Source organism: Leisingera sp., assembly GCF_982940295.1.
Genome location: NZ_CEYXRG010000002.1, coordinates 285,676 through 297,754, shown reverse-complemented (window position 1 = coordinate 297,754; position 12,079 = coordinate 285,676). Strand labels below are relative to the sequence as shown.

At 61.8% G+C, this 12,079-nt stretch carries 14 protein-coding genes and 1 pseudogene; 9 read left to right on the top strand and 6 right to left on the bottom strand.

Translation table 11 applies throughout. The features are described from left to right. A pseudogene (locus AC4HIX_RS03285) lies at positions 1-201 on the bottom strand (hypothetical protein); the annotation flags it as partial. A 51-nt stretch (positions 202-252) separates the two neighbouring features. Beyond that, complete coding sequence (locus tag AC4HIX_RS03280) at positions 253-978, bottom strand: uroporphyrinogen-III synthase (protein WP_490397873.1); 726 nt, start codon at positions 976-978, stop codon at positions 253-255. Positions 979-1,052: 74 nt separating this feature from the next. Between AC4HIX_RS03280 and tsaD the strand changes: the two genes are divergently transcribed. The 6 genes from tsaD (at position 1,053) to AC4HIX_RS03250 (ending at position 4,898) form a co-directional block, all read left to right on the top strand. Beyond that, positions 1,053-2,150: a tRNA (adenosine(37)-N6)-threonylcarbamoyltransferase complex transferase subunit TsaD gene (gene tsaD / locus AC4HIX_RS03275; protein ID WP_490397872.1), complete on the top strand. Its 1,098-nt coding sequence runs from the start codon at positions 1,053-1,055 to the stop codon at positions 2,148-2,150. Next, positions 2,147-3,109, top strand: a complete 963-nt coding sequence (locus AC4HIX_RS03270) for an NAD(P)H-dependent glycerol-3-phosphate dehydrogenase (RefSeq protein WP_490397871.1) — start codon at positions 2,147-2,149, stop codon at positions 3,107-3,109. The genes tsaD and AC4HIX_RS03270 overlap by 4 nt, the downstream gene beginning before the upstream one ends. 1 nt (position 3,110) lies before the next feature. Next, positions 3,111-3,383, top strand: coding sequence for a YciI family protein (locus AC4HIX_RS03265; RefSeq protein ID WP_490397870.1), 273 nt, complete (start codon positions 3,111-3,113; stop codon positions 3,381-3,383). Next, on the top strand, positions 3,383-3,805 hold the full coding sequence (locus tag AC4HIX_RS03260; RefSeq protein WP_259971312.1) for an EVE domain-containing protein: 423 nt from the start codon (positions 3,383-3,385) through the stop codon (positions 3,803-3,805). Before AC4HIX_RS03265 ends, AC4HIX_RS03260 begins: the two co-directional genes overlap by 1 nt. 46 nt (positions 3,806-3,851) lie before the next feature. Continuing rightward, positions 3,852-4,247 (top strand): DUF1761 domain-containing protein, encoded by a 396-nt coding sequence (locus AC4HIX_RS03255; RefSeq protein WP_490397869.1) that lies wholly within the window; start codon positions 3,852-3,854, stop codon positions 4,245-4,247. Positions 4,248-4,625: 378 nt separating this feature from the next. Further along, positions 4,626-4,898, top strand: a complete 273-nt coding sequence (locus AC4HIX_RS03250; protein WP_475048579.1) for a DUF4242 domain-containing protein — start codon at positions 4,626-4,628, stop codon at positions 4,896-4,898. Positions 4,899-4,967: 69 nt separating this feature from the next. Here AC4HIX_RS03250 and ahcY read toward each other — a convergent pair whose 3' ends face one another. Together ahcY and AC4HIX_RS03240 are read right to left on the bottom strand one after the other, a co-directional pair. Next, positions 4,968-6,356 carry an adenosylhomocysteinase gene (gene ahcY / locus AC4HIX_RS03245; RefSeq protein ID WP_490397868.1) on the bottom strand — a complete coding sequence of 463 codons (1,389 nt, stop codon included), beginning with the start codon at positions 6,354-6,356 and terminating at the stop codon, positions 4,968-4,970. 152 nt (positions 6,357-6,508) lie between these two features. Further along, the gene (locus AC4HIX_RS03240) at positions 6,509-6,823 is read right to left on the bottom strand and encodes a hypothetical protein (protein WP_475048575.1); all 315 of its coding nucleotides are present in this window, start codon (positions 6,821-6,823) and stop codon (positions 6,509-6,511) included. A gap of 234 nt (positions 6,824-7,057) precedes the next feature. On the opposite strand from AC4HIX_RS03240, the gene AC4HIX_RS03235 reads away from it, so the two are divergent. Next, positions 7,058-7,654 carry an HD domain-containing protein gene (locus AC4HIX_RS03235; protein ID WP_490397867.1) on the top strand — a complete coding sequence of 199 codons (597 nt, stop codon included), beginning with the start codon at positions 7,058-7,060 and terminating at the stop codon, positions 7,652-7,654. 3 nt (positions 7,655-7,657) lie between these two features. On the opposite strand, the gene AC4HIX_RS03230 is transcribed toward AC4HIX_RS03235, so the two are convergent. Both AC4HIX_RS03230 and AC4HIX_RS03225 read right to left on the bottom strand, forming a co-directional pair. Then, complete coding sequence (locus tag AC4HIX_RS03230; RefSeq protein ID WP_475048571.1) at positions 7,658-8,212, bottom strand: ActR/PrrA/RegA family redox response regulator transcription factor; 555 nt, start codon at positions 8,210-8,212, stop codon at positions 7,658-7,660. 78 nt (positions 8,213-8,290) lie between these two features. Further along, positions 8,291-8,911: an SCO family protein gene (locus AC4HIX_RS03225; RefSeq protein ID WP_490397866.1), complete on the bottom strand. Its 621-nt coding sequence runs from the start codon at positions 8,909-8,911 to the stop codon at positions 8,291-8,293. Positions 8,912-9,027: 116 nt separating this feature from the next. Between AC4HIX_RS03225 and regB the strand changes: the two genes are divergently transcribed. Continuing rightward, on the top strand, positions 9,028-10,422 hold the full coding sequence (regB, locus tag AC4HIX_RS03220) for a sensor histidine kinase RegB (RefSeq protein WP_490397865.1): 1,395 nt from the start codon (positions 9,028-9,030) through the stop codon (positions 10,420-10,422). An 89-nt stretch (positions 10,423-10,511) separates the two neighbouring features. Next, positions 10,512-12,059: a PAS-domain containing protein gene (locus AC4HIX_RS03215; RefSeq protein WP_490397864.1), complete on the top strand. Its 1,548-nt coding sequence runs from the start codon at positions 10,512-10,514 to the stop codon at positions 12,057-12,059. Positions 12,060-12,079 lie beyond the last annotated feature (20 nt).

Sequence of the window (12,079 nt, the reverse complement as noted above, 5' to 3'; positions counted from 1 at the left end):
CTCGGTCTCGGTCTCGGTCTCGGTCTCGGTCTCGGTCTCGGTCTCGGAAAGCGGGGAATCTGAGACCGCCGGCTTGTCAACCGCCTCTTCGGCACGCTCCTCGGTCACATCCACCTCGGACGCTTCCGTGGTTTCTTCAGCCGGCTTTGGTTCACCGGGGCCAGGCTCAGTAACGTCTTCCGGAGTTTTCTTGTCAGCCACGCCGGCCTCCCCCTCGATTCCTAAAATACATTCCTGCGAACACGCTGGACACTACTCTGCGCGCCGGTCCCCCTCAAGCTGCGACAGCTGCGCTGCGGCAACAAGGACAGCAGCAGCCAATGCCGCAGCGTCCGGAGTCTTAGTGACCCGCAACGTCTTGCAATTCAAGCCTTTCAGCGGTTCTGCCACCGCCGGACTGAGGGCAATCAGATGCAAATGTGCAGCATCCCCGCACAGATTGGCAAAATGGCGCGCAGTTCTGGGAGAGAAAAGCGGCACGATCACGTCGGTTTGCGCAGCAAGCGCGGCCGTGGCCTCTTCGGTCAGCGGCAGAAGCACCTGATCATACAGGATTTGCTCCCGGCAGGGGATGCCGCCGCTGGTGAGCCGCCCGGCAATGTCGCCACGTGCATGTGCGCCGCGCAGATGCAGCAGCGGCGCCTTGGGGCGCTGGCTGAGCAACGCCTGAACCAGTTCTTCAGCGCACTGCCCCAGGCAGGACGCCTGCCAGCCCGCCTTGGCTGCGGCACGGGCCGTGCGCTCCCCCACGCAATAGGCCGGCAGGCGCGCGGCGGTTTCACGTGAAGCGGTCTCCACCCCGTTGGCGGAGGTGAAGATCACACCTTTGACGTCTTGCAAGCTGACCGACGCCTTCGCTGGCCGGATCTCCATCAGCGGCGCATAGATCACCCGCAGTCCGGCACGCGCCGCTTCGGGCAGGCTGGTCACGAACCGCTCTGCCGCTGCCAGCGGGCGTGTCATCAGCAAAGGCACCATCGCGGGGCTCCCGGGATTGTTTGCAGGCCTCATAGGTGGTAGCCCCGGCGGCAATTCGATGCAACGGTAAGGCCATGACAAAAACCCTGACCATTCTGGGGCTGGAAAGCAGCTGCGACGACACCGCCGCCGCGGTGGTGCGGCAGGCAGAGGGCGCGCAACCCGAGGTGCTGTCGTCAGTCGTCTTCGGCCAGACCGAGCTGCACAGCGCCTTTGGCGGCGTGGTGCCGGAGATCGCCGCGCGCGCGCATGCCGAGAAGCTGGACATCTGCGTGCGGGATGCGCTGGCAGAGGCCGGGCTGACCCTGAAGGACATGGATGCCGTCGCCGTGACCGCAGGCCCGGGGCTGATCGGCGGGGTGATGTCGGGCGTGATGTGCGCCAAGGGGATTGCCGCCGCGGCAGGCCTGCCGCTGATCGGGGTGAACCATCTGGCAGGCCATGCGCTGACCCCGCGGCTGACCGATGGGGTTGCCTATCCGTACCTGATGCTGCTGGTCTCTGGCGGGCATTGCCAGTACCTGCTGGTACGCGGGGCGGAGGATTTCACCCGCTTGGGCGGTACAATCGACGACGCCCCCGGCGAAGCCTTCGACAAGACCGCCCGCCTGCTGGGCCTGCCGCAGCCGGGCGGCCCATCCGTGCAGGCTGAGGCGGACAACGGTGATCCCAAGCGGTTCCGCTTTCCGCGGCCTTTGCTGGACCGGCCGGACTGCAACCTGTCGTTTTCCGGTCTGAAGACCGCCCTGATGCGGATGCGCGATCAGATCGTGGCTGAGAAAGGCGGCCTGACCCGCCAGGACCGGGCTGACCTGTGTGCGGGGTTCCAGGCCGCCGTCGTGGACACCCTGGCGGAGAAGACCCGCCGCGCCATCCGCCTGTATCTGAAAGAACAGCCCCCGGCGCCAACCGTCGCCGTCGCCGGCGGTGTCGCGGCAAACACCGCTATTCGCGCTGCATTAGAGACTGTTTGCGCTGAGGCCGGCGCCGCCTTCACCGCGCCGCCGCTACGCCTGTGCACAGACAACGCCGCGATGATTGCTTATGCCGGGCTCGAGCGTTTCAAAACCGGGGCACGCGATGGTCTGGACCTGACCGCCCGCCCCCGCTGGCCGCTGGACCAAAGCAGCCCGGCGCTGATCGGATCCGGCCGTAAAGGAGCCAAAGCATGAAAGTTTCGGTTCTTGGATCCGGTGCCTTTGGCACTGCGCTCGCGATTTCGCTGGCCGGCAACGGGCCGGTGACCCTGTGGGCCCGTGATGGGGATCACGCCAAAGCAATGCAGGACAGCCGCCGGAACGCGGCCCGCCTGCCCGGTGTTGACCTGCCCGCCCCCCTCACCGCTACTGGGGATATCGCCGAGGCTTGCAGTTCAGAGGTGCTGTTGCTGGCGGTCCCCATGCAGAAGCTGCGCAGCGTCCTGCAAGAGCATCGGGCGCATTTGACCGGAAAGACCCTGGTGGCCTGCTGCAAGGGTATTGAGCTGCACACCGGGCTTGGTCCGGTCGCAGTCATTCAGGAAACGCTCCCGGAGTCGCCGGCGGCGCTGCTGACCGGGCCGAGCTTTGCCGCGGATATCGCCCGCGGCCTGCCGACCGCGCTGACGCTTGCCTGCGGCGACGCAGCCCTGTGTAAAGCGCTGCAAGAGCAGCTGACCACCGCAAACCTGCGCCTTTACCGCACCAATGACACCACAGGTGCCGAACTGGGCGGGGCGCTTAAAAACGTGATGGCGATCGCCTGCGGCGCGGTGATTGGCGCCGGGCTGGGCGATAGCGCCCGCGCCGCGCTGATGACCCGCGGGTATGCGGAAATGCAGCGCATGGCGCTGTCCTGCGGCGCCAAGTCCGAAACGATGGCCGGGCTTTCGGGGTTTGGCGATCTGGCGCTGACCTGCACCTCCGACCTGTCCCGCAACTACCGGCTGGGCCTCTCGATCGGGCGCGGCGAGGCCTTTGATTCCAGTATCACGGTCGAAGGTGCCGCAACTGCGCATGCGGTGGCTGAACAAGCGCAGAAAATGCACTTGGATATGCCGATCACGCAGACGGTAACCAATTTGCTCGATCAGCGCTTGACCATTGCCGAAGCGGCGGCTCAATTGCTTAAAAGACCGCTAAAAGAGGAATAAAATGCTCATCGCATTGATCGCCCGCGACAAACCCGGCTATTTGCAGACCCGTCTGGACAACCGCGACGCCCATCTGGCCTATATCAACGACACCGGCGCCGTGGCGCAGGCGGGTCCGCTGCTGGATCAGGATGGTAATATGGCCGGCTCTCTGATTATTCTGGACGTCGAAGACATGGCAGCAGGCGAAGAATGGGCGGCAAATGATCCCTATAACAAGGCCGGACTGTTTGAAGCTGTCGAACTGATCACCTGGAAGAAAGTTATCGGCTGATGCGCTACTGGCTGTTTAAATCCGAACCTTCCACCTGGAGCTGGGATGACCAAGTCTCCAAAGGTGACGCGGGTGAGGAATGGGACGGCGTGCGCAACTACCAGGCGCGCAACTTTATGCGCGAAATGAACATTGGCGACCGCGGGTTCTTCTATCACTCGCAGAAGGAAAAATCCGTGGTCGGCATCGTCGAGGTCTGTGCCGAGGCGCACCCGGACAGCACCACCGAGGACGACCGCTGGGAGTGCGTCGACATCAAGGCGGTGCGCCCCTTTGCCAAGCCGGTGAGCCTGGATCAGATCAAAGCCGATCCGCGGCTGGAAGAGATGGTGCTGGTGAAAAACTCACGCCTGTCGGTGCAGCCGGTGAGCGAGGCGGAATGGGCCGCTGTCTGCGCGCTGGGGGAGACAGATCCCGGCTGATCTGCCACTCTGCTCTCAAGTGGCTGAAACCATTGAGGGGAGCATCATGGAATTTCTGAGTGTGATTGCGGCGGCAGCGGCAGCATTTGTGCTGGGGGCAGTATATTACGGCGCCCTGGCCAAGCCTTGGGTCGAGGCTTCCGGCGTTGAATGCGACGAAACCGGCAAGCCTAAAGGCGGCCAAAGCCCGATGATCTTTGCAATGGCCTTCCTCCTGCAGTTAATCGTCGCGGGCATGATGCGCCATGTATTCAGCCTGTCCGGCATTGAAACCTTGGGCGCCGGGCTGATCGGCGGCGCTGGCATCGGCTTGTTCTTCATCAGCCCCTGGATTGCGCTGAACAACATGTACGGCATGCGGCCAGTGAAGCTGACGCTGATTGACGGCGGTTATGCGACGCTCGCCTGCGCGGCCGCGGGTTTGGTTCTGTCGCTGTTCTAAATGAAAAAGGGAAGGACCTGCGGACAAACAGGACCTTCCCTTCCACCCCGCGTGCTCCACTATCCACCACACGCGTATGAAAAAATCTGGTTCCTGGCCGTCCTGGCCGGTGACTCCTGTATAGCGGGTGACATCGCGATTCCGCAAAGCAATTACCTGGACAATGTGAGCTAAATCAGAAACAGCACGAACCGAGTCATTGGACTTCACCCTGAGGTAAAGTCCGCTGGAGAAACGGTGAGTTCCAAAGCTCTCTTGACCGATGGTCCAGACTTCCCTGGGCCAAAATCCGCCGCCGGCAGTGCTGAACCTCAAGCCTTTCTTGAATTCGGGCCTATATCGAGGCCTGCAAACCACTGAAGCGGAGGAAATCAAGTCATGCAAAAGTTCCTCATTGAAAGGGAAATTCCGAAGGTCGGCAGCATGAGCAATGACGAGTTAGGGGGTGCAGCACGTACCTCCAATGAGGCTCTGGCCAAATTGGCTCCGCGGGTCCAATGGCAGCACTCCTACGTCGCCGGCGACAAGACCTTCTGCATCTATCTGGCCGAGTCCGAAGAAGCGATTCACGAACACTCGAAGCTAAGCGGTTTCCCGGCCAGCAAGATCACCAGGATAGAGACGGTCATCGACCCCGCCACCGGAGGCTAAAGCAATCAAGGCAACAAAAAACGCCGCCAGAGCATTCTGGCGGCGCCTTTCCGTGTATCTCGCTTCCGCTTAGTAGCGGTAATGCTCTGGCTTGAAGGGGCCCTCCGGCTTGACGCCGATGTAGGCGGCCTGTTCAGCGCTCAGCTCAGTCAGCTTGACGCCGATACGGCCGAGGTGCAGGCGCGCGACCTTCTCGTCCAGGTGCTTGGGCAGGATATAGACCTGGTTTTCGTAGTTGTCGCCGCGGGTCCACAGTTCGATCTGGGCCAGAACCTGGTTTGTGAAGGAAGCCGACATCACAAAGGACGGGTGGCCGGTGGCGTTGCCGAGGTTCAGCAGACGACCTTCGGACAGGAGGATGATACGGTTGCCCGAGGGCATCTCGATCATGTCCACCTGGTCCTTGATGTTGGTCCATTTGTGGTTGCGCAGGCTGGCGACCTGGATTTCGTTATCGAAGTGGCCAATGTTGCCAACAATCGCCATGTCCTTCATCTCGCGCATGTGCTCGATGCGGATCACGTCCTTGTTGCCGGTGGTGGTGATGAAGATATCGGCGGAGGACACGACATCCTCGAGCAGCACCACTTCAAAACCGTCCATTGCCGCCTGCAGGGCGCAGATCGGGTCAGCCTCGGTGACTTTCACCCGGGCGCCGGCGCCGCGCAGTGAGGCAGCGGAGCCCTTGCCCACGTCGCCGTAACCGCAAACCACGGCGACCTTGCCGGCCATCATGGTGTCGGTCGCGCGGCGGATGCCGTCGACCAGCGATTCCTTGCAGCCGTACTTGTTGTCGAACTTGGACTTGGTGACCGAGTCGTTGACGTTGATCGCCGGGAACGGCAGCTGGCCGTTCTTCTGCAGATCATAGAGGCGGTGGACGCCGGTGGTGGTTTCCTCGGACACGCCCAGAATCGCGTCGCGGGTCTTGGTGAACCAGCCGGGCGACGCTTCCATGCGCTTCATGATCTGCGCCTTGATGACGGCCTCTTCCTCGGACTGCGGCACCGGGATGATGTCTTCGCCCGCTTCGGCACGCGCGCCCAGCAGCACATAGAGGGTGGCATCGCCGCCGTCATCGAGGATCAGGTTGGCGCCTTCAGGGAACATGAAGGATTTATCCAGGTAGTCCCAATGCTCTTCCAGCGTCTGGCCCTTGATCGCAAAGACCGGGATGCCGGCTTCGGCAATCGCCGCGGCGGCGTGATCCTGTGTCGAGAAGATGTTGCAGGACGCCCAGCGCACATCTGCGCCCAGCGCCACGAGGGTTTCGATCAGAACCGCTGTCTGAATGGTCATGTGCAGCGAGCCGACAATACGCGCGCCCTTCAGCGGTTTGCTTTCGCCGTACTCTTCGCGCAAGGCCATCAGCCCCGGCATTTCGGTTTCGGCGATATCCAGCTCTTTGCGGCCGAATCCGGCCAGCGCGATGTCCTTGACGATATAATCCCCGGCCATAGTCTGCTCCATTCCGGTTACGTGTACACTAGCTGCAGGGCCTAACACTGCATGTGTTGATATTCAACGAAGATACCCGCAACCGGAGCCGAAGGCTCTGGCTTTTTGCAAATGGTCAGGCTGTAGGGGGGAGAGCCTGTCAAACCGCTAATTCAGCTTGGCGTACCCGGATCCGGCTCTGTTTCCGGGAGGTGGAAGAATGAGGATCCGGTCGCGACAACGCAGCTGATCCCGTTTGCGTGTGTCACCAGAACGGTAAAAGTTCCGGTTTCATCCGACGCCCAGACCTCAATCACAGTGGCCTCGGTGCGGCCTTTCTGCAATCCGCCGGCGGTCAGCCGTTCGGAATATCCGCTTGCCAGCTTCTCGGTCATCATCGTGCGGTCGCCGCAGCTGGCAGCCAAGGCAGGCGGCGCAGTCGCGGCCATGCCAAAAAGCAGAGAAATACCAAGCAGTCTTTTGAACATGACAAACTCCTTTCCATTCTGTGTCACGTCACGAAAGGGGTTTGCCGCGTGAGGGGGCGGTGCCCCTTGTACCCTTATAATATTGGGTCAGAACGCACTGGTTTCAAATTCACGGCGCATAAACACCTGGTTCTCATCTGTGTCCGGACCGTGAACATCCGCAAGTTCGAGGCATTGCCCGGGTGCCGCTCAACAGGTAGTCAATGGGGCGAATTCTGCGACAGGACACCTTCGATGCCCGCCAAACCCGCCCGCGCCTGGCAGCGCATGCTCTCCGGCCGCCGCCTGGACCTGCTGGATCCGACCCCAGTGGACATCGAGATCGAGGACATCGCCCACGGGCTGGCCTTCGTGGCGCGCTGGAACGGTCAGACACAGGGGGATTTCGCCTATTCGGTGGCGGAGCATTCGCTGCTGGTCGAAGATATCTTTGCCCGTCTGAACCCCAAGGCGCCGGTCAAATGGCGGCTGGCAGCGCTGCTGCATGATGCGCCTGAATATGTGATCGGCGACATGATCTCACCGGTCAAGGCCGCGGTGGGTCCTGGTTATGGCGATCTGGACCAGCGGCTGACGGCCGCCATTCATCTGCGGTTCGGCTTGCCGGCAGCTTTGCCCAAGACAGTGAAGGCGCAAATCAAACGCGCCGACAAGGTCAGCGCCTGGATGGAGGCGGTGCAGATCGCAGGGTTTTCAGAGCAGGAGGCCAGCCGGTTTTTCGGCCGTCCGAAGCCTGAGATCGTGGATGGATTGAGGATTATGCTGCGGCCGCCGGTGGAAACCCGCATGGCGTTCATGCGCCGCCATGCGGAGTTAATGGGCCGGCTGTGAGGCTCAGCGCGGGCTGCGCTTGGCCAGGATCCGCTGCAGCGTGCGGCGGTGCATGTTAAGGCGCCGGGCGGTCTCTGACACGTTGCGGTCGCACAGCTCATAGATCCGCTGGATATGCTCCCAGCGCACCCGGTCCGCGCTCATCGGGTTGTCCGGAGGCGGCGGCAGCTCATCCTCGGTAGTGAGAAGCGCGTTCATGATGTCGGTGGCATCGGCCGGCTTGGACAGATAATCCGTCGCACCGATCTTGACCGCAGCCACCGCCGTAGCGATGGCACCATAGCCGGTCAGCACCACCACCCGGCTGTCCGGGCGTTTTTCGCGAAGCACCTCGACCACATCCAGCCCATTGCCGTCTTCCAGCCGCAGGTCGACAACCGCATAAGCCGGCGGGCGGGCGGTTGCGATGGCACTGCCGGCAGCGACAGAGCCTGCGGTTTCCACCTCAAAGCCGCGTTTCTCCATTGCCTTGGCCAGTCGCCGCAGGAACGGCTCGTCATCATCGACCAGCAGCAGCGATTTATCGGGTCCAATGTCCTGCAGAGCAGTTTCGGCCATGCCCGGTCCTCCGCGAAGTATTTCAGTTCACGCAAGAATATGTCCGGGCAAGGGGAAAGGTCAAACAGCTATCCTGCTTCAGATTTTTTCAATGAAACAGGCGGCCTTGTCGGCCATCTGCTCTGCGGTTTCGTCGCGGCGGAAGAATTCCACGAAACCTTCCTCGGGCAGCACCAGATAGGAGAAGGTGGAATGGTCGACCAAGTAGTAGTCCTCGTCGCCTTCGTTCTTCTTGAAATAGGTCTTGTAAGCCTTGCTGGCGGCCTTCACCTGCTCCAGCGAGCCGGTCAGCCCGATCATCTTTTCATGCAGGTTCGCGGCAAAATCGCCAACCGCTTCAGGGGTATCGCGGTCCGGATCGATGGAAATGAATACCGGCGTCGCGCTGATGCCACGCTCAGCGAGAACGTCGACGGCATCGGCATTGCGGGCCGAATCCATCGGGCAGACATCCGGGCAGAAGGTGTAACCGAAGTAGACGATCGACGGTTCGGTGATTACGTCTTTGTCAGTAACCGTCTCACCCTTGGCATTGACCAGTTCGAATGCCCCTCCGATGGTGTCCGCCCCGCCCGCAATCTGGCTGCTGCGGCACTGTGCGAATTTGTCACCCCCGCTGCCCCCGCGCGTCAGGAACCAGGCGCCGCCAACCAAGGCAGCAACAAAGGCAACGGCAAGAAGAGCATATACGCGGGTCATGAGATCACACTTTTCGTCAGGGAAGGGTTGTTGATCGTTTGCGGCGCCAGACCTATCAAGAAATACAGCCGATGCAACTGGCGCACGGCGTCACATCTGCGGGAGCAGCGGACCAAATGAGCGATCGCATCTTCAGGCTGGCGGGCAGCCATGAACACAGCCACTGGATCCGTTTGCGGACTTTGATCCTGTTGCGCTGGGTAGCAATTGCCGGGCAGATCACCGCCATTGCCGTGGCGCAGCACCGCTTCAACCTGCAGCTGGAGCTGGGCCTGTGCTATTTGGCAATCGGCGTCTCGGCGGCCGGCAACCTGATCGCTATCATTGCCTTTCCAGAAAACAAGCGCCTGACCGAGTTCGAGAATTTCCTCATGGTGCTGTTCGACCTGCTGCAGCTGGCCTTTCTGCTGTATCTCACCGGCGGCCTGAACAATCCCTTTGCGCTGCTGGTGCTGGGTCCGGTGACAATCTCCGCCGCGGTAATGGGGCTGCGCTCTACGCTGATCATCGGTGCTACGGCCATCATCCTGGTTACCCTGCTGGCAGAATTCCACCTGCCGCTGCGCACCGAGCTGGGCTTCATTCTGCGCATCCCCGATGTGTTCATCTTCGGCAACTGGATTGCCATCGTCATCGCCATCCTGTTCATCGGCGCCTATTCCTTCCGCGTCAGCAATGAAATGCGCTCGATGTCCGACGCGCTGAGCGCCACCCAATTGGCACTGTCACGCGAACAGAAGCTGACCGATCTCGGCGGCGTGGTTGCCGCTGCCGCGCATGAACTGGGCACGCCCCTGGCCACTATTAAACTAGCCAGCGCCGAGCTGATCGAGGAATTGGACGACCGCCCCGACCTGCGCGAGGACGCCGCATTGATCCGTGAGCAAGCCGACCGCTGCCGCGACATCCTGCGCAGTATGGGCCGCGCCGGAAAAGACGACCTGCACCTGCGCCAGGCACCGTTTTCGACCCTGGTGACCGAGGCCGCTGAGCCGCATATGAACCGGGGCAAGACTGTCGTTTATCACGAAGAACCGCTGGAGGGCGGCGATTTCCAGCAGCCGACCGTGCTGCGCAAGCCTGAGATCATCCACGGGCTGCGCAACCTGGTGCAGAACGCCGTCGACTTTGCCCAGTCCACCGTCTGGATTGATGCCGCCTGGAATGACGACCGGATCATCCTGCGCATTTGCGATGACGGACAGGGCTTCCCGCCGCAGCTGCTGGGTCGGATCGGCGACCCCTTCGTGCGCCGCCGCCGCGGCGAGAGCGAATTGAAGCAACGGCCGGAGTATGAGGGCATGGGGCTGGGCCTGTTCATTGCCAAAACTCTGCTGCAGCGCACTGGCGCCCAACTGAGATTCGCCAATGGGTCGGACCCGTTCCAGACCCTGAGCCCCTTCCGCGAACGGCGCGGCGCCATTGTCGAGGTGGCCTGGCCGCGTGAAAAAATCGACGCTATGGAGGACGGCGGCCCTGTCATCGGGAAAAATATACCTTTAGAAATTTAACTATTCACTTTTGGGCAACCAATTAAACTTCATTTAACCATTATTGCGGAACCATGCGGGTAAACGAGAGCTGAACTGGGCAGAACGAGATGCAGAACTTCGCTTCGATCGAATGGTTTGTACTGGTAGCGCTGTGCGCTGCAACGGCTGCTGCCGCGGTCTGGTGGCTGTCGCCCACACACCGCCGCCGCGGCATGGAGCATGACCTGCTGGCCGCCGATGGCCGCACCGATGCGGTGTTCCTGTTCGATGACAACAGCCTGATCGGCTGGTCCTCGGGCGCGCGCAAATTCATCGGCGACCAGGCTGAAAACTTTGACTGGAGCATGCTGCGCGACCAGCTCGCCCGCAGCTACCCGGGCCTGCCGCAATCACCCGGTTTCCTCAAGGATGTCGGCCCGCTGGTCCTGTCCGGCACTGCCGCCGCCGAAAGCCGCGAAGCGCATTGCGAATGGATTGACGGGGTGACCCGGGTGCAGCTGCGCCGCAGCACCTTGGAAGAGCAGAACAAATCCCTCGATCAGGAACTGACCACCCTGCGCGCCGCCGTGCATCAGGCGCCCTATCCGGTCTGGCTGCAATCGGAAGATGGCAATGTCACCTGGTCCAACCTCGCCTACGATGATCTCAGCCAGAAGATTCGTGGACGCAACACGGATTTTGCCGCGCCCCTGTTCACCGATCTCCATGATCCGATGACCAGCGGCAAGCCGGAACGGATCTCCATACCGCTGCCGGAAAGCAACAAGAAGCTGTGGTACAACGTTTCGACCACCGAAACCGAGGCCGGCTGGCTGTGCCACGCGGTCGACGTGAACGCCGTGGTCGATGCGGAAGTGGCCCAGCGCAATTTTGTGCAAACCCTGGCCAAGACCTTTGCCCAGCTGTCGATTGGCCTCGCGATCTTTGACCGCAACCGCCAGCTGGTTCTGTTCAACCCGGTGCTGATCGACCTCACCGCCCTGCCCGCCAATTTCCTCAGCTCGCGGCCCAACCTGCTCACCTTCTTTGACCGGTTGCGCGATCAGCGGATGATGCCCGAACCCAAAAGCTATTCCAGCTGGCGCCACCAGATGGCCGACCTGCTGGAAGCCGCCGCCGAAGGCCGGTACCAGGAAACCTGGTCGCTGCCGTCGGGTTCCGTCTACAAGGTGTCAGGCCGCCCGCATCCGGACGGCGCCATTGCCTTCCTGTTCGAGGACATCACCGCCGAGGTGACCCTCACCCGCCAGTTCCGCTCGGAGCTGGAAATGGGCCAGTCGATCCTGGACCAGATGGACGAAGCGATCGCGGTCTTTGCCAGCGACGGCACGATGACCTTCTCCAACACCGCCTATGGCAGCCTGTGGCAGATGGATCCGGAAACGAGCTTTGCCAAAGTCTCGATCATGGATGCCAGCAGGGTTTGGCAGAACACCAGCGCCCCGACCCCGGTCTGGGGAGAGATCCGCGACTTTGTCGCCGGCTACGAAGGGCGGGAGGAATGGTGGTCCCGCGTCCAGCTGCGCGATGGCACCCCTCTGGTCTGCAAGGTCTCGGCGATCCAGAACGGCGCCACAATGGTAAGCTTCCGCCCGCCGGAAACCACTGCCCTGCCGGCAAGCCAGGAGCGTTTCCCCGCCATCACCCAGGGCTGATCAGGGGAAACCCGCTTGCA

What these genes read in the sequence shown, in the direction of transcription:
- AC4HIX_RS03280 (WP_490397873.1), bottom strand. Translation starts at nt 978, where the DNA reads ATGGTGCCTTTGCTGATGACACGCCCGCTGGCAGCGGCAGAGCGGTTC.
- tsaD (WP_490397872.1), top strand. Translation starts at nt 1,053, where the DNA reads ATGACAAAAACCCTGACCATTCTGGGGCTGGAAAGCAGCTGCGACGAC.
- AC4HIX_RS03270 (WP_490397871.1), top strand. Translation starts at nt 2,147, where the DNA reads ATGAAAGTTTCGGTTCTTGGATCCGGTGCCTTTGGCACTGCGCTCGCG.
- AC4HIX_RS03265 (WP_490397870.1), top strand. Translation starts at nt 3,111, where the DNA reads ATGCTCATCGCATTGATCGCCCGCGACAAACCCGGCTATTTGCAGACC.
- AC4HIX_RS03260 (WP_259971312.1), top strand. Translation starts at nt 3,383, where the DNA reads ATGCGCTACTGGCTGTTTAAATCCGAACCTTCCACCTGGAGCTGGGAT.
- AC4HIX_RS03255 (WP_490397869.1), top strand. Translation starts at nt 3,852, where the DNA reads ATGGAATTTCTGAGTGTGATTGCGGCGGCAGCGGCAGCATTTGTGCTG.
- AC4HIX_RS03250 (WP_475048579.1), top strand. Translation starts at nt 4,626, where the DNA reads ATGCAAAAGTTCCTCATTGAAAGGGAAATTCCGAAGGTCGGCAGCATG.
- ahcY (WP_490397868.1), bottom strand. Translation starts at nt 6,356, where the DNA reads ATGGCCGGGGATTATATCGTCAAGGACATCGCGCTGGCCGGATTCGGC.
- AC4HIX_RS03240 (WP_475048575.1), bottom strand. Translation starts at nt 6,823, where the DNA reads ATGTTCAAAAGACTGCTTGGTATTTCTCTGCTTTTTGGCATGGCCGCG.
- AC4HIX_RS03235 (WP_490397867.1), top strand. Translation starts at nt 7,058, where the DNA reads ATGCCCGCCAAACCCGCCCGCGCCTGGCAGCGCATGCTCTCCGGCCGC.
- AC4HIX_RS03230 (WP_475048571.1), bottom strand. Translation starts at nt 8,212, where the DNA reads ATGGCCGAAACTGCTCTGCAGGACATTGGACCCGATAAATCGCTGCTG.
- AC4HIX_RS03225 (WP_490397866.1), bottom strand. Translation starts at nt 8,911, where the DNA reads ATGACCCGCGTATATGCTCTTCTTGCCGTTGCCTTTGTTGCTGCCTTG.
- regB (WP_490397865.1), top strand. Translation starts at nt 9,028, where the DNA reads ATGAGCGATCGCATCTTCAGGCTGGCGGGCAGCCATGAACACAGCCAC.
- AC4HIX_RS03215 (WP_490397864.1), top strand. Translation starts at nt 10,512, where the DNA reads ATGCAGAACTTCGCTTCGATCGAATGGTTTGTACTGGTAGCGCTGTGC.